This is a genomic window from Variovorax nivicola, assembly GCF_051216475.1.
Lineage (GTDB): Bacteria > Pseudomonadota > Gammaproteobacteria > Burkholderiales > Burkholderiaceae_C > Variovorax.
Genome location: NZ_JBPJZK010000001.1, coordinates 1,149,708 through 1,173,886, shown reverse-complemented (window position 1 = coordinate 1,173,886; position 24,179 = coordinate 1,149,708). Strand labels below are relative to the sequence as shown.

General features: G+C 67.1%; 24 protein-coding genes. 13 read left to right on the top strand and 11 right to left on the bottom strand.

The features are described 5' to 3' along the window. Positions 1 to 11: 11 nt before the first annotated feature. Together ACSFBF_RS05500 and ACSFBF_RS05495 are read left to right on the top strand one after the other, a co-directional pair. Positions 12 to 1,550, top strand: a complete 1,539-nt coding sequence (locus ACSFBF_RS05500; protein ID WP_435465338.1) for a 2-isopropylmalate synthase — start codon at positions 12 to 14, stop codon at positions 1,548 to 1,550. 117 nt (positions 1,551 to 1,667) lie between these two features. Beyond that, positions 1,668 to 2,897 (top strand): serine hydrolase, encoded by a 1,230-nt coding sequence (locus tag ACSFBF_RS05495; RefSeq protein WP_435465337.1) that lies wholly within the window; start codon positions 1,668 to 1,670, stop codon positions 2,895 to 2,897. A gap of 79 nt (positions 2,898 to 2,976) precedes the next feature. On the opposite strand, the gene ACSFBF_RS05490 is transcribed toward ACSFBF_RS05495, so the two are convergent. Genes ACSFBF_RS05490 through aat form a run of 3 tightly spaced genes read right to left on the bottom strand, consistent with a single transcriptional unit; the run spans position 2,977 to position 5,336 of the window. Continuing rightward, a complete protein-coding gene (locus tag ACSFBF_RS05490) occupies positions 2,977 to 3,804 on the bottom strand; it encodes an IclR family transcriptional regulator (RefSeq protein WP_093054436.1) in 828 nt (275 codons plus the stop codon). 30 nt (positions 3,805 to 3,834) lie between these two features. Beyond that, a complete protein-coding gene (locus tag ACSFBF_RS05485; RefSeq protein ID WP_435465336.1) occupies positions 3,835 to 4,584 on the bottom strand; it encodes an arginyltransferase in 750 nt (249 codons plus the stop codon). Further along, positions 4,581 to 5,336 carry a leucyl/phenylalanyl-tRNA--protein transferase gene (gene aat / locus ACSFBF_RS05480; protein WP_435465335.1) on the bottom strand — a complete coding sequence of 252 codons (756 nt, stop codon included), beginning with the start codon at positions 5,334 to 5,336 and terminating at the stop codon, positions 4,581 to 4,583. Before aat ends, ACSFBF_RS05485 begins: the two co-directional genes overlap by 4 nt. A 207-nt stretch (positions 5,337 to 5,543) precedes the next feature. On the opposite strand from aat, the gene ACSFBF_RS05475 reads away from it, so the two are divergent. From ACSFBF_RS05475 to ACSFBF_RS05460, 4 genes are read left to right on the top strand one after another with little or no spacing between them, the layout of a single operon-like run. Next, positions 5,544 to 7,874, top strand: coding sequence for a xanthine dehydrogenase family protein molybdopterin-binding subunit (locus ACSFBF_RS05475; protein WP_435465334.1), 2,331 nt, complete (start codon positions 5,544 to 5,546; stop codon positions 7,872 to 7,874). Between the two features lie 37 nt (positions 7,875 to 7,911). After that, complete coding sequence (locus ACSFBF_RS05470) at positions 7,912 to 8,826, top strand: AraC family transcriptional regulator (protein ID WP_435465333.1); 915 nt, start codon at positions 7,912 to 7,914, stop codon at positions 8,824 to 8,826. After that, the gene (locus ACSFBF_RS05465) at positions 8,805 to 9,164 is read left to right on the top strand and encodes a VOC family protein (RefSeq protein WP_435465332.1); all 360 of its coding nucleotides are present in this window, start codon (positions 8,805 to 8,807) and stop codon (positions 9,162 to 9,164) included. Before ACSFBF_RS05470 ends, ACSFBF_RS05465 begins: the two co-directional genes overlap by 22 nt. Before the next feature lie 13 nt (positions 9,165 to 9,177). Continuing rightward, the gene (locus ACSFBF_RS05460) at positions 9,178 to 9,594 is read left to right on the top strand and encodes an SRPBCC family protein (protein WP_435465331.1); all 417 of its coding nucleotides are present in this window, start codon (positions 9,178 to 9,180) and stop codon (positions 9,592 to 9,594) included. Here ACSFBF_RS05460 and pobA read toward each other — a convergent pair. Further along, complete coding sequence (gene pobA, locus ACSFBF_RS05455) at positions 9,591 to 10,772, bottom strand: 4-hydroxybenzoate 3-monooxygenase (RefSeq protein ID WP_435465330.1); 1,182 nt, start codon at positions 10,770 to 10,772, stop codon at positions 9,591 to 9,593. The genes ACSFBF_RS05460 and pobA overlap by 4 nt on opposite strands. Before the next feature lie 141 nt (positions 10,773 to 10,913). Between pobA and ACSFBF_RS05450 the strand changes: the two genes are divergently transcribed. The 5 genes from ACSFBF_RS05450 to ACSFBF_RS05430 all read left to right on the top strand — a co-directional run bounded on the left by ACSFBF_RS05450 (position 10,914) and on the right by ACSFBF_RS05430 (position 15,671). Next, positions 10,914 to 11,684 (top strand): IclR family transcriptional regulator domain-containing protein, encoded by a 771-nt coding sequence (locus tag ACSFBF_RS05450; protein ID WP_435465329.1) that lies wholly within the window; start codon positions 10,914 to 10,916, stop codon positions 11,682 to 11,684. Positions 11,685 to 11,736: 52 nt separating this feature from the next. Then, on the top strand, positions 11,737 to 12,396 hold the full coding sequence (locus tag ACSFBF_RS05445; RefSeq protein WP_093054459.1) for a response regulator: 660 nt from the start codon (positions 11,737 to 11,739) through the stop codon (positions 12,394 to 12,396). After that, entirely contained in the window at positions 12,393 to 13,721 is a 1,329-nt protein-coding gene (locus ACSFBF_RS05440; protein ID WP_435465328.1) for an ATP-binding protein, read from the top strand. Before ACSFBF_RS05445 ends, ACSFBF_RS05440 begins: the two co-directional genes overlap by 4 nt. Positions 13,722 to 13,822: 101 nt before the next feature. Then, positions 13,823 to 15,310, top strand: a complete 1,488-nt coding sequence (locus ACSFBF_RS05435) for a DegQ family serine endoprotease (protein WP_435465327.1) — start codon at positions 13,823 to 13,825, stop codon at positions 15,308 to 15,310. A 19-nt stretch (positions 15,311 to 15,329) separates the two neighbouring features. Further along, positions 15,330 to 15,671: a hypothetical protein gene (locus ACSFBF_RS05430; RefSeq protein WP_435465326.1), complete on the top strand. Its 342-nt coding sequence runs from the start codon at positions 15,330 to 15,332 to the stop codon at positions 15,669 to 15,671. 10 nt (positions 15,672 to 15,681) lie between these two features. Here the strand turns inward: ACSFBF_RS05430 and ACSFBF_RS05425 are convergent, their stop codons facing one another. The 3 genes from ACSFBF_RS05425 to ACSFBF_RS05415 all read right to left on the bottom strand — a co-directional run bounded on the left by ACSFBF_RS05425 (position 15,682) and on the right by ACSFBF_RS05415 (position 19,368). After that, the gene (locus ACSFBF_RS05425) at positions 15,682 to 17,550 is read right to left on the bottom strand and encodes a sensor histidine kinase (RefSeq protein WP_435465325.1); all 1,869 of its coding nucleotides are present in this window, start codon (positions 17,548 to 17,550) and stop codon (positions 15,682 to 15,684) included. Between the two features lies 1 nt (position 17,551). Next, positions 17,552 to 18,256 (bottom strand): response regulator, encoded by a 705-nt coding sequence (locus tag ACSFBF_RS05420; RefSeq protein ID WP_435465324.1) that lies wholly within the window; start codon positions 18,254 to 18,256, stop codon positions 17,552 to 17,554. 125 nt (positions 18,257 to 18,381) lie between these two features. After that, positions 18,382 to 19,368, bottom strand: a complete 987-nt coding sequence (locus ACSFBF_RS05415; protein WP_435465323.1) for a helix-turn-helix transcriptional regulator — start codon at positions 19,366 to 19,368, stop codon at positions 18,382 to 18,384. A gap of 87 nt (positions 19,369 to 19,455) precedes the next feature. On the opposite strand from ACSFBF_RS05415, the gene ACSFBF_RS05410 reads away from it, so the two are divergent. Then, positions 19,456 to 19,860 (top strand): GFA family protein, encoded by a 405-nt coding sequence (locus tag ACSFBF_RS05410; RefSeq protein ID WP_435465322.1) that lies wholly within the window; start codon positions 19,456 to 19,458, stop codon positions 19,858 to 19,860. Between the two features lie 27 nt (positions 19,861 to 19,887). On the opposite strand, the gene ACSFBF_RS05405 is transcribed toward ACSFBF_RS05410, so the two are convergent. Then, complete coding sequence (locus ACSFBF_RS05405) at positions 19,888 to 20,796, bottom strand: CsgG/HfaB family protein (protein ID WP_435465321.1); 909 nt, start codon at positions 20,794 to 20,796, stop codon at positions 19,888 to 19,890. A gap of 464 nt (positions 20,797 to 21,260) precedes the next feature. Here ACSFBF_RS05405 and ACSFBF_RS05400 point away from each other — a divergent pair, with 464 nt between their 5' ends. Beyond that, a complete protein-coding gene (locus ACSFBF_RS05400) occupies positions 21,261 to 21,479 on the top strand; it encodes a hypothetical protein (RefSeq protein ID WP_435465320.1) in 219 nt (72 codons plus the stop codon). Between the two features lie 28 nt (positions 21,480 to 21,507). Here the strand turns inward: ACSFBF_RS05400 and ACSFBF_RS05395 are convergent, their stop codons facing one another. The 3 genes from ACSFBF_RS05395 to ACSFBF_RS05385 all read right to left on the bottom strand — a co-directional run bounded on the left by ACSFBF_RS05395 (position 21,508) and on the right by ACSFBF_RS05385 (position 24,059). Continuing rightward, positions 21,508 to 21,909: a GreA/GreB family elongation factor gene (locus tag ACSFBF_RS05395; protein ID WP_435465319.1), complete on the bottom strand. Its 402-nt coding sequence runs from the start codon at positions 21,907 to 21,909 to the stop codon at positions 21,508 to 21,510. Positions 21,910 to 22,209: 300 nt separating this feature from the next. Next, on the bottom strand, positions 22,210 to 23,199 hold the full coding sequence (locus ACSFBF_RS05390; protein ID WP_435465318.1) for an alpha/beta hydrolase family protein: 990 nt from the start codon (positions 23,197 to 23,199) through the stop codon (positions 22,210 to 22,212). Then, on the bottom strand, positions 23,196 to 24,059 hold the full coding sequence (locus tag ACSFBF_RS05385) for an AraC family transcriptional regulator (RefSeq protein WP_435465317.1): 864 nt from the start codon (positions 24,057 to 24,059) through the stop codon (positions 23,196 to 23,198). The genes ACSFBF_RS05390 and ACSFBF_RS05385 overlap by 4 nt, the downstream gene beginning before the upstream one ends. Between the last annotated feature and the right edge of the window lie 120 nt (positions 24,060 to 24,179).

Genomic DNA, 24,179 nt, shown 5'->3' with positions numbered 1-24,179 from the left:
GGAGACCCACGATGACCGACCAACTTATTATTTTCGACACCACCCTGCGCGACGGCGAGCAATCGCCCGGCGCCTCGATGACGCGCGACGAGAAACTGCGTATTGCCAAGCTGCTGGAGCGGCTGAAGGTCGACGTCATCGAGGCAGGCTTCCCCGCCAGCTCGAACGGCGACTTCGAGGCCGTGAAGGCGATTGCCAATGCCATCAAGGACTCGACGGTGTGCGGCCTCTCGCGCGCCAACGACCGCGACATTGCGCGCGCGGCCGAAGCCCTCAAGGGCGCGGCCCGCGGACGCATCCACACCTTCATCGCGACCTCGCCGCTTCACATGGAAAAGAAGCTGCGCATGTCGCCCGATGAAGTGCATGAGCAGGCCAAGCTGGCCGTGCGCTTCGCGCGCAACCAGATGGCCGACGTGGAGTTCAGCCCCGAAGACGGCTATCGCAGCGACCCTGACTTCCTGTGCCGCGTGCTCGAAACCGTGATCAACGAGGGTGCCACCACCATCAACGTGCCCGACACCGTCGGCTACGCCATTCCCGAGCTCTACGGCAACTTCATCAAGATGCTGCGCGAGCGCATTCCCAACAGCGACAAGGTGATCTGGTCGGTGCACTGCCACAACGACCTCGGCATGGCCGTGGCCAATTCGCTGGCCGGCGTGAAGATTGGCGGCGCGCGCCAGGTCGAATGCACCATCAACGGTCTGGGCGAGCGCGCGGGCAACTGCTCGCTCGAAGAAGTCGTCATGGCGGTGAAGACCCGCAAGGACTACTTCGGGCTCGATTTGCGCATCGACACCCAGCACATCGTGGCCGCGAGCCGCATGGTCAGCCAGACCACCGGTTTCGTGGTGCAGCCCAACAAGGCGGTGGTGGGCGCCAACGCCTTCGCGCACGCCTCGGGCATCCACCAGGATGGCGTGCTCAAGGCGCGCGACACCTACGAGATCATGCGTGCCGAGGACGTGGGCTGGACGGCCAACAAGATCGTGCTGGGCAAGCTCAGCGGCCGCAATGCCTTCAAGCAGCGCCTGCAGGAGCTGGGCGTGACCATGGCCAGCGAAGGCGACATCAATGCCGCGTTCCTGAGCTTCAAGGAGCTGGCCGACCGCAAGTCCGAGATTTTCGACGAGGACATCCTCGCGCTCGTCAGCGCGGAAGAGGTGTCGAACGTTGGTGAGCAGTTTGCTTTCGTCTCTCTCTCCCAGCATAGCGAAACCGGCGAGCGCCCCCAGGCGAAGGTCGTATTCACCGTCCAGGGCAAGGAAGTCACCGGCGAATCCGACGGGAATGGCCCGGTTGATGCTTCCCTGAAGGCCATCGAGTCGCATGTCAAGAGCGGCGCCGAGATGGTTCTTTACTCTGTAAATGCCATCAGTGGCTCGACGGAAAGCCAGGGAGAAGTTACAGTCCGGTTACAAAACGCAGGGCGGGTGGTCAACGGTGTGGGTGCAGACCCGGACATCGTGGTTGCTTCGGCAAAGGCTTATTTGAGTGCGCTCAACAAGTTACAGAGCCAAGCTGAGAGAGTTGCGGCACAAGGTTAGGTTTTCAGGCGATCCTTGGTATTCGATCGAAGAAGAGGATGCAAGTAACTGATATTGCGTGCTTTTTTTGATTTGGATACACTGCGGTCCTCGTTTGTCGCCGCTGGAGATTTATTAATGCCCGAAGCCCGTCTACGCCGAGTTTCCAGCCAGCGGTTTCTACCCGCGTTCAAATTCATCGCCGTCGCGCTGTGCGCCACGGCGTTTTTGCTGCCTGGCGCCCAGGCAGCCAAGAAAGAAAAGCCCGCTGCCGCCAAGACCACCGTCGCCAAGAAGGCGAAGGGTCCGGTGCCGGTCGAGGTAAAGCGCAACGCCGCTTCGTCCAAGACCGCTCGTGGTCCTGTGCCCGTTGTTGTCGCCAAGCGCGGCGGCCGTGCCGAGAAGAGCGAACGCGCCGAGAAGGTCGTTCGCGGTGGCCGCAATGTCGTGGCCACCATCCACAAGAGAAATGGCAAGACCGTAGTGGCCGTGCAGCGCCGCTCGGTGGTTCGCGTCGTCGAGGCGCCCCCGCGTCAGTCCTTTGGCCAGATGGCCGGCCTGCATGGCACCGAAGACGTGCTCGACCTGAAGTCGAGCGTCGCGCTGGTCATCGACCAGGACACGCACGAAGTGCTGTTCAGCAAGAACGACCATGCCGTGCTGCCGATTGCGTCGCTCACCAAGCTCATGACCGGCCTGCTCATCAGCGAAGCCCATCTGCCGAACGAAGAGCTCATCACCATCACGCAGGATGACGTCGACACTGAAAAGCGCAGCAGCTCGCGTCTGACGGTCGGCACTACGCTGTCGCGCGGCGAACTGCTGCACCTGGCGCTGATGTCGAGCGAAAACCGTGCTGCGCACGCGCTGGGCCGCACCTACCCGGGTGGCCTGACGACCTTCGTGAGCATCATGAACGCCAAGGCCAAGATGCTCGGGATGAAGGACACGCGCTACGTGGAGCCCACCGGCCTGTCGAGCAGCAACCAGTCGAGCGCTCAAGACCTGGCACTGCTGGTCAATGCCGCTTATTCCGATGCCACGGTGCGTTCGCTGTCCACCTCGCCTGAATACCAGGTCGAAGTCGGCAACCGGGTGCTGCAGTTCAACACCACCAACCGCCTCGTGAAGAGCCCCGATTGGGAAATCGGCGTGCAGAAGACGGGCTACATCTCTGAAGCCGGTCAATGCCTCGTGATGCAGGCAAAGGTCGCCGGGCGCAAGCTGATCATGGTGTTCCTGGATTCGGCCGGCAAGTTCAGCCGCATTGCGGACGCCGAGCGGGTTCGCCGCTGGGTGGAAGCCACGCACGGCGTTGGTTCGCCGGCAGCTTCGTCGCGCAATGCCGCCTATCAAGTCGCAGGCTGAACGGCAAATCGCCAGCCCCTGACGAAAAACAGGCCCTTCGCAGGGCCTGTTTGCTTTTGGGGATTGGCTCCCTCCCTGGTCAGGCGCCTGCTGGCGGGGTGCTGCCCGAAGGCGACGGTGTTGCAGCCGTGCCGTCCTTGAACCCTAGCGCACCCGAGATTTCATTGGCCGTGGCCTGCAGCTTGGGCAGCCAGCCTTCGTCCAGCCGGTCGGCCGGTGCGGAGATCGACAGGCCCGCCACCAGCTTGCCCTGGTCGTCGTAGATACCGGCGGCCATGCAGCGCACGCCCAACTCCAGCTCTTCGTTATCGCGGGCGATGCCGTACTGGCGCGCCTTCGACAGTTCGCGCTCCAGCGCCGGCAGTTGGGTGATGCTGTTGCGCGTATGGCCGGCCAGGCCCGTGCGCGTGGCGTAGCTGCGCACGCGCTGCGGATCATCCGCTGCCAGGAAGAGCTTGCCGGTCGAGGTGAGGTGCAGGGCAGCACGGCCGCCGATGGCGCGCACCACCTGCATGCCTGAGCGCTCGCTGTAGGAGCGCTCGATGTACACGATTTCGTCGCCCTGGCGCATGCTCAGGTTGACGGGCTGTTGCGTCAGCTTGTGCAGCTCGCGCATCGGGCCCAGGGCGGCGTCGCGCACGTTGAGCCGGCCCTTGACCAGATTGCCCAGTTCCAGCAGGCGCATGCCTAGCCGGTAGCTGCCAGCTTCAGGTCGGTCGACAAAACGACCGACCGCCAGGTCGTTGAGGATGCGGTGCGTGGTCGACGGGTGCAGCCCCGTCTTTTCGCTGATCTCCTTCAGCGAAATAGCCTCCTCACGGGATGCCAGGACATCGATCAGCGCGAACATGCGCTCGATCACCTGGATCACGGGAACGGCGGGGATGTCGGATTGGTTTTTTCTCATGGCGCTTTGCGGTGATGACCGGGCGCCATTTTACCTTGTGAAATTGCCTGATGCCTGCCAATGCCCATCCACCAACACTTCGTGCGGGGAGAAACGCGCCTTGTAGTTCATCTTCGGGCTGTGTTCGATCCAGTACCCGAGGTAGACGTGCGGCAGGCCCAGCTTGCGGGCCTGTTCGATCTGCCAGAGCACGCTGTAGGTGCCGTAGCCCGCACTGGTCTCGGGTTCGTAGAAGGTGTAGACGGCGGAGATGCCGTCGTTCAGCACGTCGAGGATCGACACCATCCTGAGCGCACCGGCGCTGCCGTCGGGCAGCGTTTCGCGGAACTCCACCAGCCGCGAATTGACCCGGCTTTGCAGCAGGAACTGGGTGTACTGGTCGATGCTGTCGTGGTCCATGCCGCCGCCCGCATGGCGGCCGTTCTGGTAGCGCAGGTAGAGCTGGTAGTGCTCGGGCATGAAGCACAGCTTGAGAACGCGCGCCTGCAGATCGGCATGCTGTTTCAGCGCCCGGCGCTGGCTGCGCGTGGGACTGAAGGCGTTGGCCAGCACGCGCAGCGGGATGCATGCGCGGCAGCCGTCGCAATAGGGGCGGTAGGTGAACATGCCGCTGCGCCGGAAGCCGCTGAGCACCAGGTCGGAGTAGGCGTCGTTGTGGATCAGGTGGCTGGGCGTGGCCACTTGCGAGCGGGCCTGCCGGTCCGGCAGATAGCTGCAGGGGTAGGGCGCCGTCGCGTAGAACTGCAGCGTGTGAAGCGGGAGATCCTTGAGGTGCGTCACGTCGGGGAAAGAGGTCGCGCGGAAAGGAGTTCGGACCAGTATACGGGGTCGAATCGCCACCGTGGGCCCTCTTGTTGTCGCGCCCGGGCCACGTGCGCGACGAAGCGTTTGCGCGCCATCTCGCGGGCGCCGAGGCTCGCGAGGTGGGCGGTGTTCTGCTGGCAGTCGATCATTTGCACGCCGGAATGCCGGCACAGCGACACCAGCGCGGCCAGCGCAATCTTCGAAGCGTCCGGTCGGCGGGTGAACATCGACTCGCCGAACACCGCGCGGCCCAGCGCAACGCAGTAAAGCCCGCCCGCGAGCTCGCCGTCGATCCAGGTTTCAACGCTGTGGGCGTGGCCGGCATGGTGCAAATTCGTATAGGCCTTCACCATGTCCGGCACGATCCACGTGCCTGACTGGCCCACGCGCGGCGAGCCCGAACAGGCCTTGATAACGGCCGCGAAATCGTGGTCGATGCGCACCTCGCAACCCGGCGTCTGTGCAAAGCGCGTCAGGGTCTTGCGAAGCGAGCGATGGAGCTTGAACTCCGCCACCTGCAGCACCATGCGAGGGTCCGGGCTCCACCAGAGGATCGGCTGGTCTTCGCTGAACCACGGGAAGACGCAGTTGCCGTAGGCCTGCATCAAAGTATCGACATCGAGTGCGCCACCGGCTGCCAGCAGGCCGGGGACGGGGTCGGCCATGCCCCAGGCCGATGCAGGATCGGGCAGGGCATCTCCGGGTTCGAGCCAGGGCAGTTGTCGCATGGGCATAGGTATACACGGCTTCACCAACACCAATCCAGTTGGGCGAAAATCGCACACCGCCGACACCGCCACAAGGGTTCGGCTCACACGCCACGGCACCACAAAACCCGCCGGAAACCCTATAGTGCGCAGCTTGCATTCGCAGACCCACGCAAATCAGGCAGGCCCGCACACACGCCGGGGATGAGCACAAGAGGACCACGTACGTTGACCACTGAACCCAATCCCACGCGCTTCGGCAGCGGCCAGGCGGTACGCCGCCTCGAAGATGAAAGCCTCCTGTCAGGCGCCGGCCGCTACACCGACGACGTCACGCTCCCCGATCAGGCGCATCTCGTTTTCCTCCGGTCCTCCTACCCGCACGCACGCATCGTCTCGATCGACACCGGCGCCGCCGCCGCCATGCCCGGCGTGCTGCGCGTGATCACCGGTGCTGAAATGGCCGAGGCCGGCGTCAAGCCCATGCCGGGCGCCGCAGGCTTCAAGCGTGCGGACGGCAGCGACAGCGCCAGCCCGCCGCGCTACGCCATCGCGCACGAGCGCACACGCTTCGTCGGCGAGGCAGTGGCCGCCGTGGTGGCCGATACGGTGCAGCAGGCCCGCGATGCCGCCGAGGCTATCGTGGTCGACTACGAAGACCTGCCCATGGTGGTCGACCTCGCAAGCGCCACCGCTGACGGCGCGCCGCAGTTGTGCGAAGAAGCCTCCGGCAACGTAGCCGCCGAAATGCGCCACGGTAGCAGCGAAGCCGCGATCGCCGCCTTCGCCAAGGCCAGCCATGTGGTCGCGCTCGACGTGAACAACCAGCGTGTGGTCGCCCTCACGATCGAGCCGCGTTCCGTGCTCGCGGTGCGCGACGGCGAAACCGGCCGACTCATGATCCGCATGAGCACGCAGATGCCCTCCGGCGTTCGCGATTCCGTCTGCGCCGCCATCGGCCTTGCCAAGGAAAAGGTACGCGTGGTGGTGGGCGACGTTGGCGGAGGCTTCGGCATGAAGACCGGCGCCTATCCCGAAGACATCGCCGTCGCCTTCGCCGCGCTGCAAGTCAGCCGGCCGGTGAAGTGGGTGGCTGACCGCAGCGAGGAATTTCTCTCGAGCGCGCACGGCCGCGACATCGAGGCGCGCGCCGAAATGGCGCTCGACGCCAGCGGCAAGATCCTGGCCCTGCGCATCAAGACCCTGGCCAACGTCGGCGCGTACGCCACCGGCACCGGCGTCGCGATCCAGCTTCTGATCGGCCCCTGGGTGCAGACCAGCGTCTACGACATCCAGACCATCGACTTCCATTTCAAGGCGGTGCTCACCAACACCGCGCCCACCGGTGCCTACCGCGGCGCTGGCCGCCCCGAAGCCATCTTCACCATCGAGCGGTTGATGGACGAGGCCGCACGCCAGACTGGCATCGACCGCATCGTGCTGCGCCGCCGCAACTTCATCCGCCCCGAGCAGATGCCGTACAAGAACCCGATGGCGCAGACCTACGACACCGGCAACTTCGAGTCGGTGATGGACCAGGCGCTGACGCTCGCCGACTGGCAGGGCTTCGAGACCCGCGCGGCCGAGTCGGCCAGCAAGGGCAAGCACCGCGGCCTGGGCATTGCCACGTTTCTCGAATGGACCGGCGGCAACGTGTTCGAAGAGCGCGTCACGGTCTCGGTGCAGGCCGATGGCGTGATCGAGGTGTTTTCCGCAGTCAATGCCATGGGACAGGGCATTGCCACCTCGCTGGCTCAGCTGGCGGTCGATGCATTCGGTGTGCCCATCGAGAAGGTGCGCGTGGTGCTCGGCGACACCGACCGCGGCGACGGCTTCGGCAGCGCCGGTTCGCGCTCGCTGTTCACGGGTGGTTCGGCCGTGCGCATCGGTGCCGAGCGCACCATCGACAAGGCGCGCGAGCTGGCCGCGCAGGAATTCGAGGCCTCCATCGACGACATCGTCTACAGCCGCGGCGTCTTCAACGTGGCCGGCACCGACCTTGAACTCGACCTCTTCGCGCTCGCCGCCAAGCAGCCCGAGCGCGAAATCTTCGTCGACTCCACCAGCACCGTGGCCGGCCCGACCTGGCCCAACGGCTGCCACATCTGCGAGATCGAGATCGATCCGCCCACCGGCGAAATCAGCGTGGTGGCCTACAGCTCGGTCAACGACGTGGGCCGCGTCATCAACCCGATGATCGTGCGCGGCCAACTCGAAGGCGGCGCGGTGCAGGGCATCGGGCAGGCGCTGTACGAGCAAGTGGTGTACGACCACGAAACCGGCCAGCCCGTCACCGGCAGCCTGATGGACTACGCGGCCCCGCGCGCCGACATCGTCGACACCATGTTCAACATGGAGATGGACGAATCGACGCCTTGCAAGAACAACCCGCTGGGCGTGAAGGGCGTGGGCGAGCTCGGCACCATCGGCGCCACGCCGGCCATCGTGAATGCGGTGGCCGACGCCTTCGCGCGCAACGGCCTGGCCACGCGCGCTCCACGCCTGCACATGCCGCTGAGCCCCGCGCGCGTGTGGCAGGCGATGCAGACCATCGACTGAGCGTCACACCGCATCGGGGACCTGAAAGGCGCAAGCCATGCTCGTCACCACCGAACTGCAGACCGACCCGATCCGCGTTTCCAGCTACCGTTGCGACGCGGGCCCCGACGCGCAGCCCTTCACCGAGCTGCACGAAGGCTATTCGGTCTCGTATGTGCGCAAGGGCAGCTTCGGCTACCGCACGCGCGGCCATGCCTACGAGCTGGTCGCCGGCTCTGTGCTGGTCGGCTGCCCGGGCGACGAATACGTCTGCACGCACGATCACCATGTCTGCGGCGACGAATGCCTGGCCTTTCACCTGTCGCCGGGTTTCGTCGACCTGATCGGCGGTGACCGGAAGACCTGGCGCACCGGCGGCCTGCCGCCCCTGGCCGAACTCGTGGTCATCGGTGAACTCGCACAGGCCGCGGCTGATGGGCAGAGCGACGTTGGCCTGGACGAGCTGGGCATGTGGTTCGCGAGCCGCTTCGTCGAAGTCGTGTCCGACCGAACCAAACCTAAGACCGCGCCCGTTGCTGTACCACGCGACCGCCGCCGTGCGGTCGATGCCGCGATGTGGATCGACGCCCACTCGCAGCACGACATCGGCCTCGACGGCGCGGCCGCAGAGGCCGGCCTGAGTTCCTTCCACTTCCTGCGGCTGTTCTCGCAGGTGCTGGGCGTCACGCCGCACCAGTACCTCGTGCGCTCGCGCCTTCGGCATGCCGCACGCCTGCTGGCCGACGACGACAGCCGGCCCGTGACCGAGGTCGCGCTCGACGTGGGTTTTGCCGACCTCAGCAACTTCGTGCGCACCTTTCATCGCGCGGCCGGCGTGTCGCCCGGCAGCTTCCGCAAGGCCGCCCAGGGCGACCGCAAGATTTTCCAAGACCGCATTGCCGAGCTCTTCCATGATGACCGCCTGATCCACCCATCGAGCAGGAAGCCATCATGTACGACCACATCGGACTGAAAGTCAAAGACCTCGCCGCGAGCCGCCGCTTCTACGAAGCCGCGCTCGCACCGCTAGGCCACGTGCCGGGCCCGCACGACGAAAGCTATGCCGGCATCGGCCCGGCTGACGAGCCCGCGCTGTGGCTCTACGCGGCCAAGGGAGCGAAAGGGCCCGGCACCCACATCGCCTTCCGCGCGTCGAATCACGAGGCCGTGGCCGCCTTCCACAAGGCCGGCCTGAGAGCGGGCGGCACCGACAACGGCGGCGCGGGCCCGCGGCCGGACTACAGCCCGACCTACTACGCGGCCTTTCTCATTGACCCCGACGGCAACAACGTCGAGGCGGTCTGTCCCTGAAGCGAGGTTTGCCATGGCCACGGTCTACAAGGAAATCATCGTCGAAGCAGATGCAGCTCAGGTGTGGGATGCGCTGCGCGACTTCAGCGCGGTGCATACGCGGCTCGCGCCGGGCTTTCTCACCGCCTGCACGATCGACGCCGAGGGTGCTCGCATCCTCACTTTTGCCAACGGGCTTGTCGCGCGCGAAGTGCTGGTTGGCGTCGACGATGCCCATCGCCGGTTGGCCTATACCGTCACCGGCGGGCAAGCCGCACATCACCACGCAACGGCGCAGGTGTTCGAGGAAGGTGCGGGCCGTTCGCGCTTCGTCTGGATCACCGACGTGCTGCCTGACGCCATGGCGGCCTACATCGGGCCGATGATGGAGCAGGGCGGTGCGGCCATGAAGGCCGCGCTTGAAGGGCGTGCCGTTTCGGCGGCCGCCTAGAAGTCTTCCAGCGGCAGGCCGACGTAGTTCTCCGCCAGAGCGGTGGAGGCGGCGGTGGAATGCACCAGGTAGTCGAGCTCGGCCTCCTGGATCTTCTGGCCGAAGGCGCCCGTCTCCGGAAAGCGGTGCATCAGCGAGGTGAACCACCACGAGAAGCGCTCGGCCTTCCAGACGCGGCGCAGGCACAGGTCAGAGTAGCGGTCCAGCGCCGAGGCTGATTTCTCGCTGTAGAAGATTTCGAACGCGCGCGATAGATAGCCCACGTCGGCCGTGGCGAGGTTCAGTCCTTTGGCGCCTGTCGGCGGCACGATGTGCGCCGCATCCCCCGCCAGGAACAGCGAGCCGAAGCGCATCGGCTCGGCGACGAAGCTGCGCAGCGGCGCAATGCTCTTTTCGAGCGAAGGCCCCGTCACCAGCCGCTCGCGCGCCTCGGGGTCGAGGCGGGCGCGCAGTTCGTTCCAGAAGGCCTCGTCGCTCCAGTTTTCCACGCGCTCTTCGGTCGGCACCTGCACGTAGTAGCGGCTGCGCGTGGCACTGCGCATGCTGCACAGCGCGAAGCCGCGTTCGGTGTTGGCGTAGATCAGCTCGTGCGACACCGGCGGCACGTCGGCCAGTACGCCGAGCCAGCCGAAGGGGTAGACCTTCTCGTAGGTGTGGATCGCATCGGCCGGCACGCTCGCGCGGCTCACGCCGTGGTAGCCGTCGCAGCCGGCGATAAAGTCGCATTCGATCTCGTGCGTCTGGCCGTCCTTCTCGTAGCGCACGCGTGGCTTGCCCGAATCGAAGTCGTGCAGGCTGACGTTCGCCGCGCTGTAGATGGTGGTGAGCCCCTCGGCCGTGCGCGCTTCCATCAGGTCGCGCGTTACCTCGGTCTGGCCGTACACCGTCACCTGCTTGCCGCCCGTGAGGCCGTGCATGTCGATGCGGTGGCGTGCGCCCTTGAACAGCAGCTCGATGCCTTCGTGCGGCAGCCCTTCGGCCTTGGCGCGGGTGTCGACGCCGGCACGCGCCAGCAGGTCCATCGTGACCTGTTCCAGCACGCCGGCGCGGATGCGGCCCAGCACGTAGTCGCCGCTCTGGCGTTCGACGATGACGTTGTCGATGCCAGCCTTGTGCAGAAGCTGCCCGAGCAGTAGGCCGGCGGGGCCGGCGCCGATGATCGCGACCTGGGTGCGCATGTTCGTGTCTCCGAGAGGGTTTCGTGGAGCGTAGGCCGCATGCGGCTGTCTGTGGCGGTGGCTCGCGAGGCTCTGTGCGATCATGCGAACGCGTGCGCGATGATCGCGCAACACTTCGACCAGACGACGAACCACCGACGCATGACCATCGCCAAAGCCGACTTCATCGAGGGCATCGCCAAGGGAATGGCAGTGCTCGAAAGCTTCGACACCGAGCGCCAGCGCCTCAACGCCACGCTGGCCGCCGAGCGTGCCGGCCTCACGCGAGCCGCGGCCCGCCGGCACCTGCTGACGCTGGCCCACCTGGGCTATCTGGAAACCGACGGCAGCTATTTCTGGATGGCGCCGAAGGTGCTGCGCTTCTCGGGCAGCTATCTCGCATCGTCGCGTCTGCCGCGCGCGCTGCAGCCCACGCTGAACCGGCTCGCGGCGCAGACCGGCGAGTCGTTCTCGGCCGTGGTGCTCGATGGAGAAGAAGTGGTCATCGTCGCGCGCAGCGGCAGCTACGGCACGCCGACGCGCGTGCTGGCCTATGGCCTGCACCTTGGTGCGCGGCTGCCTGCGCATGCCACCTCCACCGGCCGCGTGCTGCTGGCGGCGCTGGCGCCGACCCAGTTCACGCAATGGCTCAAGGGCCGTCACCTCGCGCGGCTCACGCCCAACACGGTGACGCAGGCGCGCGGCCTGCGGCAGCTGATTGCCCGCACGCGCAAGGACGACTATTGTTTTGCCAGCGAGGAACACGAGCTCGGCGTGCAGGCGCTGGCGGTACCGCTGCGCGACATGCAAGGCCACACGGTGGCCGCGCTCAACGTGGTGCTGTCTGGCACGCGCTATCAGGAAGAGACCCTGCAGCGCGACATGTTGCCGCTGCTGTTCGAAGCCGCACGCGAAGTCCGCTCGTTGCTCTGATCTGAACTTTGGCCGCGGCCCGCGCCTCGAACCCCCGGAAACGGACACAACCATGCGACTCCTCCTTCTAGAAGACGACGTGATGATCGGCGAAGCAGTGCTCGACCTGCTGCGTGCCGAGCAGTACGCGGTGGATTGGGTAAAAGACGGTGAAGCCGCCGAATCGGCTCTGCGCACCCAGCAATACGACCTTGTGATGCTCGACCTCGGCGTGCCGCGGCGCGACGGCCTCGAGGTGCTGCGCAATCTGCGAGCGCGCAAGCAGCGCATGCCGGTGCTGATCGCCACCGCGCGCGACTCGGTGCAGCAGCGCATCGAAGGCCTCGACGCCGGTGCCGATGACTACGTGCTCAAGCCCTACGACCTCGACGAACTGCTGGCCCGCATCCGCGCCTTGCTGCGCCGTGCGGCAGGGCGCGCCGAGCCTGTGTACGAGCACATGGGTGTGAGCATCAACCCGGCAACCCGCGAGGTCACGGTGGCCGGCCAGCCGGTGGTGTTGTCGGCACGCGAATGGGCCGTGCTGGAGCCTCTGCTCGCGCGGCCCGGCATGGTGCTGTCGCGCGCCCAGCTCGAGGAAAAGCTCTACAGCTGGAAGGACGAGATCAGCAGCAACGCGGTCGAGGTCTATGTGCACGGCCTGCGCAAGAAGCTTGGCGCTGAACTCATCCGCAACGTGCGAGGCGTCGGCTACATGGTGCCGAAGGTATGAAGTGGGCGCTGACCGGATCGCTGCGCGCACGGCTACTGTGGTTTCTTCTCGCGGCCATCGTGCTGGCCGCGGGGGCGCAGGCGCTGGTGGCCTACCGCACGGTACTCGCCGAGGCCGACGACATCTTCGACTACCACATGCAGCAGATGGCGCTCTCGCTGCGCGCAGGCCTTCCGCCGAGTGCGGCAGTGGGCGGTATCGGCACCGGCGAGCAGAACTTCGATTTCGTCGTGCAGGTGTGGACTGCCGAAGGCGTGCGCATCTTCGAATCCGCCGAAGAGGCTGCGCTGCCGCAGCTTGCGGTGCTCGGCTTTGCCGACGTGCACGCGCGCGGCACCACCTACCGCGTGTTCTCGATGCAGACGCGCGGGCTGGTGATCCAGGTGGCGCAGGACATGGCGGCGCGGCGCCACATGGCCGGCACGCTGGCCCTGCGCACCATCGCGCCGGTGGCGCTGATGGCGCCGCTGCTGATGCTGGTCGTGTGGTGGGTCGTGAGCCGGTCGCTCGCCCCCGTGGCGCGCGTGCGCAAGCAGGTGGCATCGCGCCAGGCCGACGACCTGTCGCCGGTGAGCGAGGAGAACCTGCCCGAGGAAGTGCGCCCGTTGGTGCAGGAGCTGAACCTGCTGTTCGACCGCGTGCGCCACGCCTTCGATGCGCAGAAGCACTTCGTCGCCGATGCCGCGCACGAGTTGCGCTCGCCGCTGGCCGCATTGAAGCTGCAGGTGCAGGGCCTGCAGCGCGCGCCCGACGATGCGTCGCGCGACCTCGCCGTGAGCCGCCTGGTGGCGGGCATCGACCGCGCCACGCGGCTGGTCGAGCAGATGCTCGCGCTGGCCCGGCACGAGGCCAGCATGGCGGCCGGCGCGAAGCCCGAGCCGGTCGACCTGTCCGAGGTTGCGCGGCTCGCGGTCTCCGACGCCGTAGCGGCAGCGCAGGCGCGGGGTATCGACATCGGCATTGCGCATGCCGATGCGGCGGTGGTCAACGGCCAGTCGGAGGCCTTGCGCATGTTGCTGCGTAACCTGCTCGAGAACGCGATCAAGTACACGCCCATCGAGGGCCGCGTCGACATCGGCATCGCCCGCCAGGGCGACGCGGCCGAGCTCACCGTGGACGACAGCGGGCCGGGCCTGCCACCCGACGAACGCGAGCGCGTGCTCGACCGCTTCTATCGCTCGGGCGAAACGCAGGCGCCCGGTAGCGGCCTGGGCTTGGCCATCGTCAAGTCGATTGCCGACCTGCATGGGGCGACGGTGGCGCTCGACCAGTCGCCGAGCCTCGGCGGGCTGCGCGTGCTGGTGCGCTTTCCCGCGCGTGCCTGAGCCCCTTTGCAGGGGCCGCGCCGTTTAAGCGGCGCTTAAGTCAGACCGACGACATTCCTTTCATCGTTTTGGCGCCCAAGCGCCCTGAAAGGAACCGACAAATGAACTCCCGTCTGACTTCGCCCCGCGCCCTGGTGATTGCCCTGGCGAGCGCGGGCGTGATCGGTGCCGTTGGTGCCGGTGCCTACACCAGCGCCCGTGCCGTGGGCACGCCGACCACCAATGCCACCGCCGTGGCGCCCGCAGCCATGGTCACGCTGCCCGATTTCTCGACCATCACCTCGCGCGACGGCCCGGCCGTGGTCAACATCAGCGTGACCGGCACCATGAAGGCCTCCGACGACGAGGCTGCCGCCGAGATCCAGGGCGTCGACCCCGATGACCCGATGTTCCAGTTCTTCCGCCGCTTCCAGGGCCAGATCAATCCGCGCGGCCAGCAACAGCAGCAGCGCGAAGTGCCGGTGCGTGCGCAGGGCTCGGGTTTCATCGTGGACCCCAGCGGCATCATCATCACCAACGCCCACGTCGTGAAGGACGCGAAGGAAGTCACCGTCAAGCTGACCGACCGCCGCGAATTCCGCGCCAAGGTGCTCGGCGCCGACGCCAAGACCGACATCGCGGTGCTCAAGATCGACGCCAAGAACCTGCCCGTGCTCGCACTCGGCAACACCAAGGACCTGAAGGTCGGCGAATGGGTGCTGGCCATCGGCTCGCCCTTCGGTTTCGAGAACACCGTGACGGCAGGCGTCGTAAGCGCCAAGGGCCGCTCGCTGCCCGACGACAGCTACGTGCCTTTCATCCAGACCGACGTGGCCGTGAACCCCGGCAACTCCGGTGGCCCGCTGCTCAACACGCGCGGCGAAGTGGTCGGCATCAACTCGCAGATCTACAGCCGCAGCGGCGGCTACCAGGGCGTGTCGTTCGCCATTCCCATCGACGTGGCGATCCAGGTGAAAGACCAGATCGTCGCGACCGGCAAGGCCACACACGGCCGGCTCGGCGTGGCGGTGCAAGAGGTGAACCAGGCCTTTGCCGATTCGTTCAAGCTCGACAAGCCCGAAGGCGCGCTGGTCTCGAACATCGAGAAGGGCGGCCCCGGCGACAAGGCCGGCCTGAAGGCGGGCGACGTGATTCGCAAGGTCGATGGCCAGGCCATCGTCTCCTCGGGCGACCTGCCCGCGGTGATCGGCCAGCAGGCGCCGGGCAAGAAAGTCACGCTCGAAGTGTGGCGCCAGGGCGAACGCCAGGAGCTGCAGGCCAAGCTTGGCGATGCGAGCGAAAAGCCCGTCAAGGTCGCGAAGGCCGATGCCGACGTGGGCCAAGGCAAGCTGGGCCTGGCGCTGCGTCCGCTGCAGCCGCAGGAAAAGCGCGAGGCCGCTGTCGAGAACGGGCTGCTGATCGAAGACGCGGCCGGTCCCTCGGCGCAGGCCGGGGTGCAGGCGGGCGACGTGCTGCTGGCCATCAACGGCACGCCGGCGCAGAGCGTGGAGCAGGTGCGTGAGGTGGTGGCGAAGGCCAGCAACAAGTCGGTGGCGCTCTTGATCCAGCGCGGCGAAGACAAGATCTTCGTGCCGGTTCGCATCGGCTGACCGAAGAGACGACGGCCCGATGAAGCCGCCAGGCAAGCTGCAGTTGGAAGTGATCCACGAACGCTCGCCGGCCGGCGGCCTCTCGGCGCACATCCTGCCCACGTCGGCCACCATGATCGGCGTGTGCATGACCGTGATGTCGATTGGGCATCTCGGTCCGCGCGACGACATGCGGCTGCTGATCGATCGTCTGCTGGCCCTCGACGCGCTGGTCTTCCTGGCCAGCGCGCTTTTGTCTTTCATCTCGATGCGCGCCCGCAGATCGGGTGCGCGGCTCGAAGCCTGGGGCGAAATGGTCTTCATCGCCGGCCTCGGGCTGCTGGCGCTGGGGGCGGTGACGCTGGCGTTCGCGCTGCGCTGAAAGAAGCGCCTCAGGCCCGTGCGCAGGGCCAGTCGAGCTGCATGCGCGCTCCCCCGGATGCGGGGTCCACCGTTTCGATCTGCAGCCGCGCGCCGATGGACTGGGCTCGCGCATGCATGTTCGCAATGCCGTGTCCCCTGTGCCCACCACCGGCTGGCGCAGTCGGCAGGCCGCGCCCGTTGTCCGTGAGCACGATGCGCACCAGCGACGGCTTCTCGTCGCCATGCCAGCTCGCATGCATCACGATGCGCGTGGCTGCCGCGTGCTTGAGCACGTTGGTGAAGGCTTCGAGCAAGATGCGCTGCAGCTGCAGGGCCGCCCGTGCGGCGAAGGGCTCCAGCGGCGGAATGACCTCCACGTCCCACACCAGCTCGATGCCGGCTGCGTCGAGCCGCGGCTGCAAGCGGTAGCGCAGGGTGGCCAGCACGGTCGGCAGGTCGTCGTGCGTGGGTTGCAGCGAATCGACGGCCATGCGCATTTCGTCGAGCGCGAGCTTCACGTGCTCTTCGATCACGGCGCGGTCCGGCCTGGCCTGCGTCACCACGTTGAGCAGGCCCACCAGCTGCGAGCCCACGCCGTCGTGAATCTCCCGCATGATGCGCTGGCGCTCCAGCAGCACGGCCTGTTCCTGATTCTGCTGGCGCACGGTTTCGAAGGCACTGCGCAACTGATCTTCGCGCTCCGCCACGCGCGCCGCGAGATTGGTGTTGAGTGCGCGGTAGTCGGCCACGGTGCGGCTGTAGCGCTCGACCACGAGGCCGGCCAGGATCATCACGAAGAAGAACATCGCGTGCGCCGTCAGAGTGAAGTCGGCGCCGCCGAAAAGGCCCATGCGCACCAGCAGCAGATCGTGCGCGCCGGCCAGGATGGCCAGCGTGCCCGCCGCCATCAGCACGCCGGCAATGCGCCGCCGATCCACCAGCGCGCCATACACCACGTAGGGCAGGCAGACGATGCTGGTCAGCTGCAGGACGACCAGGCCGGCGGTCCACAGCGAAGGCCGCGCAAACGCGAAGGAGGCGCAGGCCAGCGTGACCGACAGCGCGAGCGCGGCGTGGATCGATCGCACCAGCCACGGCGGGTTGCGCTCGAGCACCAGCAGCACGAAGCGCGCGATCAGCCCGATGTGGCAGGCGTAGCAGACCGCCACCACCGCGCCCCACAGCGGCCAGGGAATCGGCACGTCGGGCCACACGCGGTCGAGGTTGCGCGCCACGCCCGAGAGCGCGGCCAGCGCGAAGCAGCCGTAGAGCGCATCGCGCTGGCGCAGCCACAGGCCGCCGGCAATGCCGCCCATCAGCAGCAGGCTGACGGCATACACGATGGCCGAGGTGTTGCGCCAGCCTTGCCGCTCGCGATAGAGCACCGCGAGCGAGGCCTCGGTGCCGTACTGGACGCTGGCCAGCCCCGCGCCACGCTGGCGCTGGATGGTCGTGCGCACGACCAGCGACTGCGGCTGCCCCGTACGGTGCAGCACGGCCGGAACCGGAACCAGCAGGTTGCTCTTGGTCGCGTCGTGCTTCGGCACGCCCAGCGTGCCGAAGCTGGCCACCAGCGCGTCGTTGAACGAGATCGCCACCTGGTTGCCCGCGCCCGACATCAGCAGGGCCGCGGGTTCGTCGGCCGGCACCGCGGCGGAGGGCAGTTCGATGCGGTAGGTTGCCTTGCCTCCGCGGCCGGGGAACTCGTGGTCCCAGCGGAAGGGCAGTTGCACGCGGCGCTGCTGCACCGGCAGGCCGTCGGGTTCGAGCGTGGCCTCGACCGAACTCGCGTCGATGACGCCAGGCGTCGCAGCGGCACGGGCGTGGGCGCCTGCCAGGGCGAGCCACAGGCAGAGCAACGCCGCGAACAGCAGGCGTTGAACGCCGCTGCCGGTCACGCTAGGGAAGCCAACCGAGGTTGCGTGCCTCGAACACCGCTTCCGATTTGTTGTGCACATCCAGCTTGCCGTAGATATTGCGGATATGGGTTTGGACCGTCGACGCCGAGACTCCCATCTGCGTTCCGACTTCGACATAGGTGAAACCACGAGAGACCAGGTCGAGCACCTCGAACTCGCGCGGCGACAGGCGTTCGGGGGCGATCGCCGAAGCGCTCGACGCGGTGCTGGCGGGCTTGGCGGCAGCCGGTTGCTGCTGCCGCGGGGCAGCACCCGAATGAGCCTGCCAGCGGCGCAGCAGCTTGCGCGCGATTACCGGCGACATCGGCGAGCCGCCGGCGCGCAGGTGGCGGATGTGGGTGGCGAGGTCGGCCTCGGTGCCGTCCTTCAGCAGGTAGCCGCTGGCGCCGGCCTCGAAGGCCTGGACCATGTTGGCCTCGTCGCCGAAGATCGACAGCACCATCACCGCGCAGGCCGGCTGCATGTTGCGGCACTGGCTGATCACCTGCAGCCCGGGGCGGTCGGGCAGGCCGAGGTCGACCAGCAGCACGTCGATGGGGTTGTCGACCAGCCAGCCGAGTATGTCGGCGGCGTTGGAGGCGCTGTAGGCCAGGCTCAGCGACGGATCGGCGTCGACCACGCGCGAGATGCGCTCGCGCATGCCGGTGTCGTCTTCGACGAGGGCAACCTGTGTTTCTGCGGTCATGCGCGCGCCAGGCCGGGGAGGCTGTATGCGCTCATGCAGGACGTGGGGGCGAGGCGCATGGAGAAGAGGTCTCTGGGGTTGCTGGATGGCACAAAGGGTAGGGTGCCACCAGCGCGCCGCCCATCCTATATACGGGGGAGGCGGCCCACCGCTTTCCGTGGCTTGCGCGTGGCCCTGCCGAGCCGCTCGGCCACGAGCGCCAGATGCTCGACCAGTTCCTTCGGCGATTCGACCTCGAAGTCATGCGGCAGGCAGCCGAGCCAGACGGCCAGTGCGTCCAGCGAATTGGCGCCGGTGGCGATGCGCGTCGAGCCTTCGTCGATGGCCTGCGGCATGCCGCTGACCCAGCCGAGGTAGGGCTCGAGTGCCTTGGTGGATGCGTGCACCACGACCTGCGCATGGTGCAGGTAGGGCGACACCTGCAGCGCGTGTTCCATGTAGGCCGCGACGTCGCCATGGGGCAGCCGGCGCGGCGTGAATCGCGCGCCGGTGGGCGCGGGCTCGACGATGCGGTCGAGGCGGAAGGTGCGCCAGTCCTGCCGCGTCGTGTCCCAGGCCAGCAGGTACCAGCGCTGCCCCGTCTGCACCACGCGATGCGGCTCCACCGTGCGTTCGGTGGTGGCGTCGTGATGGTCGTGATAGGCGAAGCGCAGCTCGAGCCGGTCGGTGCAGGCTTCGGCAAGAAGGGACACGGCCTTCAGCCGCACCGGCGACTTGCCGCGCATCACCGGCACCACCGACGCGCGCACGCTGTCGAGCCGGCGGCGCAGGCGCGGCGGCATCAACTGTTCGAGCTTGGCCAGCGCGCGCATCGATGCGTTCTCGATGTCGCCCGCGGCGCCTATCGGGTTGCCCAGGCCGAGCGCGACGGCGATGGCTTCTTCGTCCTCCAGTAGCAGCGGGGGCAGGGCTGCGCCCGCGCCCAGCCGGTAGCCGCCTGCCACGCCCGAGGTGGAGTCGACCGTGTAGCCGAGGCTGCGCAGGCGGTCCACGTCGCGGCGCAAGGTGCGCTCGGTGATGTCGAGCCGGGCGGCGAGGTCGGCGCCCGTCCAGGAACGTTGCGCCTGGAACAACGAAAGAAGCCGGATCAGGCGTGCGGAGGCAGACAGCATGTGCGCATGATGCACGCGATCGAGGACAGGATCTGTCCGCAATGGGTCGTAGCCTTGGCTTTCATCTCAACCCCAGGACACAGACCCATGAAGAAGACATACAACGGCAGCTGCCATTGCGGCAAGGTTCGCTTTCAGGCCCTGATCGATCTCGCAGAGGGCACGGGCAAATGCAATTGCTCGATCTGTACCAAGGCCCGCGCATGGGGCGCCATCGTGAAGCCGGAGGCCTTCACGCTGCTGTCGGGAGAAGAAGACTTGTCGCTGTACCAGTTCAACTCGCACAGTGCCGAGCACCTGTTCTGCAGGCACTGCGGCATCCGGTCGTTCGGGCGCGGCAATGTGCCCGAGATCGGTGGTGCCTACGTGAGCGTGAACGTGAGCTGCCTGGACGACGTCACGCCGGAAGAGCTGTCGAAGGCACCCGTCCAGTACATGGACGGGCGCAACAACAACTGGTTCGAGCCGCCAGCCGAAACGAGCTACCTCTGAGCGAGGCGGGCCGGCCGGCGATGTGCGCTACTGCGCCTGCTTGCTGCTGCTGCGGCGCTGCTGCTTTGCTGCTCCCGGCGCCGAGGTCTGCGAGGGCGCCGCACCGCCATCCACGCCCAGGCGGCCACCACCACCTAGGCCCTGGCCGCGCACCGTCTGCGCCTTGTAGTTGCGCAGCGAACGAACCATCTGATTGAACGCATCCATGAAGGCCGCGGCAATCACCTTGCCCTGCGGCGTGCGCGTGTAGCCGCCAATGCCGCCCGCGGCGGAAAGACCGCCGAGACCGGCAAAGCCCGCGAAGTCGGTCTTGGAGGCGCTGCCTTCGGCAGCCGCGACCTGCACGCCCGAGCGGTTGTCGATCAGGGTCAGCAGCGCGCTGGCTTCCTTGGTCTGAAGGCTGGCGCCGAGGCTGGCAATGGCGCGGCCGCGGCCACCACCCACCAGGCCGCCGAGTGCGCCACCCAGGCCACCGGCGTCGTTGTTGCTGAAGACGATTTCGGGCGACAGGCCGTAGTCGGATGCGACCATCTGGCCGCGCCCGAAGTTGCTGCCGCCGCGCATTTCGCCCGACTGCATCAGCGCGCGCTCACGCGTCATGGCGTTCATGCCGGCCGCGCTGCGCTCGACCACCACGAAGCAGTTCGATTGCTGCACCAGCAGGCGCAGCAGGTTGGCGGTGGGAGGCAGCTTGTATTCGCCGGTGAGGATGGTGTACCAGCCCGCATTCACGTTCTCGATCAGCGAGACCGTGCCGAGTGGCGAGTCGCAGCGCTCGAGCTGGCTGCTTTCGCCAGAGGTTGCGCTGCCTGCGGCGCTGCCGGTGGCCACGGTCTTGGCCGACTGGCTGCCCATTTGCATGTCCATGGTCTGGCAGCCTGAAAGGGCTAGCAGGCCCGCGAGTGCACTTGCGAGAGAGAGTTTGGAAAAAGCCATGTCCGGATCAGTCAAGTGAAAAGAATGCGGCGCCCGTGACGGGCGTCACTAGTCAAGACCGAAGATGGAATTGCCATGGCCTGTACGACCTCCCGATTCGTCGCGCCGCTGGCGACCGCGCGACGATACGACCCGAGAGTCCGGCACACCAGTGCCGAAAGTCATGTGCGTGTGCGCGCGGCCTGATCGCTTGCTTGCCACCGCGTGAGTGGCGCCTCGGCCAGAGTCCGAAAACGGGGACGTGTGGGTGACGGCAACCCATGTCCTCGATCGCCCCGGCCGCAACGTCGAGCAGGCGCGCTGCGCTTGGGAACGGCACTGGAGCGCGGCGATTATTACTCAGGAAACTTTTTAAAACAGAAGTGAAACAGCGGGTGCGCCTTGCCTGCAGTTTCAGAGGGAAAAGATCACGGCGGCGCTGTCCCGAAAGTTACAGTCGGCGCCTCACCTACAGGAGATCCCAGATGGCAACCAAGAAGAACGTCGTTGGAGAAGCGGCAGCGGAACTGACCCGCCAGCAGGTGCAGCAGGCCCTGGCCATTGCAGGGGCCTCGAACTTCGCCGGAGCCGCCGACCCGGCTTTCGTCGGCTCCATCCTGGTGGCCCTGGCCGTCAACACGAGCGCTGTGAGCGCGACCATCGACAGCGCCAAAGACCGCACCGGCGTCGTCATGAAGCACTGACCGGACCGACCCGCGGGCGCGGGCACCGTCAGCGCGTGTATTCGCCGTTGGCCTCCGGCTGGAACAGCACCGCGACCACGCGCGCCGCGCCTTCTGCGCCGTTGGGCATCTGCCAGCGTGCGAGCGCTCCGGTCTTCACGCCCAGCAGGCCGATGCCGACGGGCGACAGCACCGAGACGAAGCCCTCGCCCGGCTGCGCGTCGCCGGGGTAGCAGAGGGTGATCTTCTGTCGCTGGTGCGTGGCCGGGTCTTCGACCTCCACCTGGGAATTCATCGTCACGATGTCCGCAGGGACCTCGCGCGAGGGCAGCACGTCCGCCGCGTCGAGAAGCTCGGTGAGCGCGGGTGGAAGCGGCTGGCCCGGCAGTTTGCCGAGGCGCACGAAGTCGAGTTCGGTGAGCGTGCGCTCCCCGTGAATGGTTGCAAGCATGAAGCACTCCAGTTGAATGCGACCTCGCCCTGTGCAGGAGAGCGGGCGAAGTCGCTGCCGCGCGGCGGGTGCCCGGCGGTCAATGGTTCGCGCATCAAGAAGGAAGGTAGCGGACCGCCGGGCTCAGGAAAGTGCGCAGGTGCGTCGCAAGACCGCCGTGGTCGCCGCAGCGACAACACCCGCGCGACGGCCTGCCGCTGCCTGGGGCAGGGCAGCGCGTGCAGAGTGTTTGCGGAACACGGACGAGGGGGCCATCCGGACGAGTGTAGGGACGCGATGCGAGGCCATCAAGCAATGGCCTCACGTGCCTTGCCGGTAAGCGTGGTGTGGGCCGAGGTGTTGCCTGAAGAAAGCCAGCACCTGTGCATTGAAGTGAGCATGGAAGGCGGCGCGGTCGAAATCCAGGCGGTCGCGGCAGATTTCCGGCATTGCCTGCGCCATGGACGGCGGGCAGGGGGCCACGAAGGCGAAGTGTGTGGCGCCTTGCACCATGTGCCACTCCGGCTTGACGGGCAGGTCGCGGCGAAGCTCTTCCACGTAGCGAGGCGCAACGCCATCGCCTCCGAAGGCCGAGGCCCACAGCTGCATCGGGAGCGTCACTCCCTTCAAGCCGCCGGCGTCGAAGGCAGTCAGCGGATCGACGATGACGGCGGCCTTGATGCGGTTGTCCGGCGGCGGCATTTTCGGCACTTCGTTGCGGCGGATTTCTCCGCACAGCGGAACCGTGGAAGCTGGCGGGCACAGGTCTTCGCGCAACCGGAAGTCTGGAACGGCGCCGACCGAGACAAGGCCGGTGTAGCCGCCCGCCGAGAAGCCGAAGAGGCCGACCCGGTTTGCATCGAGCGCGGCGCGTCCGGGCCACGCGCTGAGCATGTAGTCGACCAGCCGCTTCATGTCCGCCGGCCGCGTGGCATACACCGACAGATGGCTTGCGCCGCTCATGTCCTGATAGTTGTGGCCCGGGTGGTTGATGGCCGCCACGACGAAGCCCGCGTCGGCGAGCGCGGCCGCCGTGTCGTGGTGCAGGAGGGACGAGCCGCCCTTGCCATGCGAGACCACGACCAGCGGCAGCTGCGTGCCGGAGATCGGGCAGTTCCTGGTGCCCTCGATGACCAGCGGATCGATCGCGATCTTGACTGCGGGCGCATCACAGGGTGTCCACACGGCGCCGAGCAATGCCGGGCCGTCCTTGCCGGCGGGCACTTCGATAAAGGCGAAGCCCGCGGCGTGCGCAAGGCTGGCGCAAAGGCTGAGGGCGATGAGAAAGAGGGAGCGGTGCCACAAGGTCATGACGTGCTCGCGCGGCGAATGGGAATCAGCAGATCGGTGCGCAGTTCGGCCGGCGAGACCTTGCGCGTCGAGTTCAGGTAGTGCTCCAGTGTGGGCCGGTCGTCAGGCTCGTAGCCGCTGGCCGGTAGCCACCGGACATAGAGCGCGCGCACGGCAGCGTTGATCTGGGTGTAGGGGCCGGCCAGGCGGTGCACGGCGTAGCAGCCGCCGGGAATGTCGAGCATCTCGACCTCGGCATCGTCCGGCCAAGGGTCGGGCGAGTTGACGGCGGCGTAGTACCTGAAGCTGGCCTTGTCTTCGGGATCGTTGAACGAGGCGCCCCATCGGTCCGAAATGACTCGTGCGCCGGCCTGCAGGCGCAGCCGCCGGTGGGTGTGGGGAATGGTCGCGAACGGCCCCTGGTGCCGCAGCGCATGTAGCCGCTGCGCCGGGCACTCGACGATCCGCACGGCCGGTGCAGCGCCTTCGTTGTTGTCACCGGAGCGCGGCAACGCATCGACATCGAGGATCGCCCGGGCCATCTGCTGCTGGAATGCGCGCGGCGACTGTCCGGTGAACTGGCCGAAGGCGCGCGTGAAGGCTTGAGGGCTCTCGTAGCCCACGGCCAGCGCAACCTGCGTGACGCTCTGGGTGCCGCCTTCCAGCAGGCGGGTGGCGAGCGCCAGCCGCACGCGGCGGACCGTGGCGGCCACCGTTTCGCCGGCCACGCTTGCGTAGACGCGGTGGAAGTGAAAGGGCGAGAAGTGCGCGAGCCGCGCGAGGTCTTCGAGGCGGTGGTTGGCCATTGGGTCCGCGACGATGGCCGCGACCGCGCGCGCCACGCGGGCCCGGTAGTCCTGCTCGGTTCGACGGCTTTCCATGCGCGGGAGTTTGCGCGCTTCGCGGGGCCGGTACTTAGCCGACTTTGCGCATATCCAAAAAGACGTCGGGGCTTGCTGATCTGCCCGAAGAAAGGCTCCAAACGCGGATTTGTTCACAAT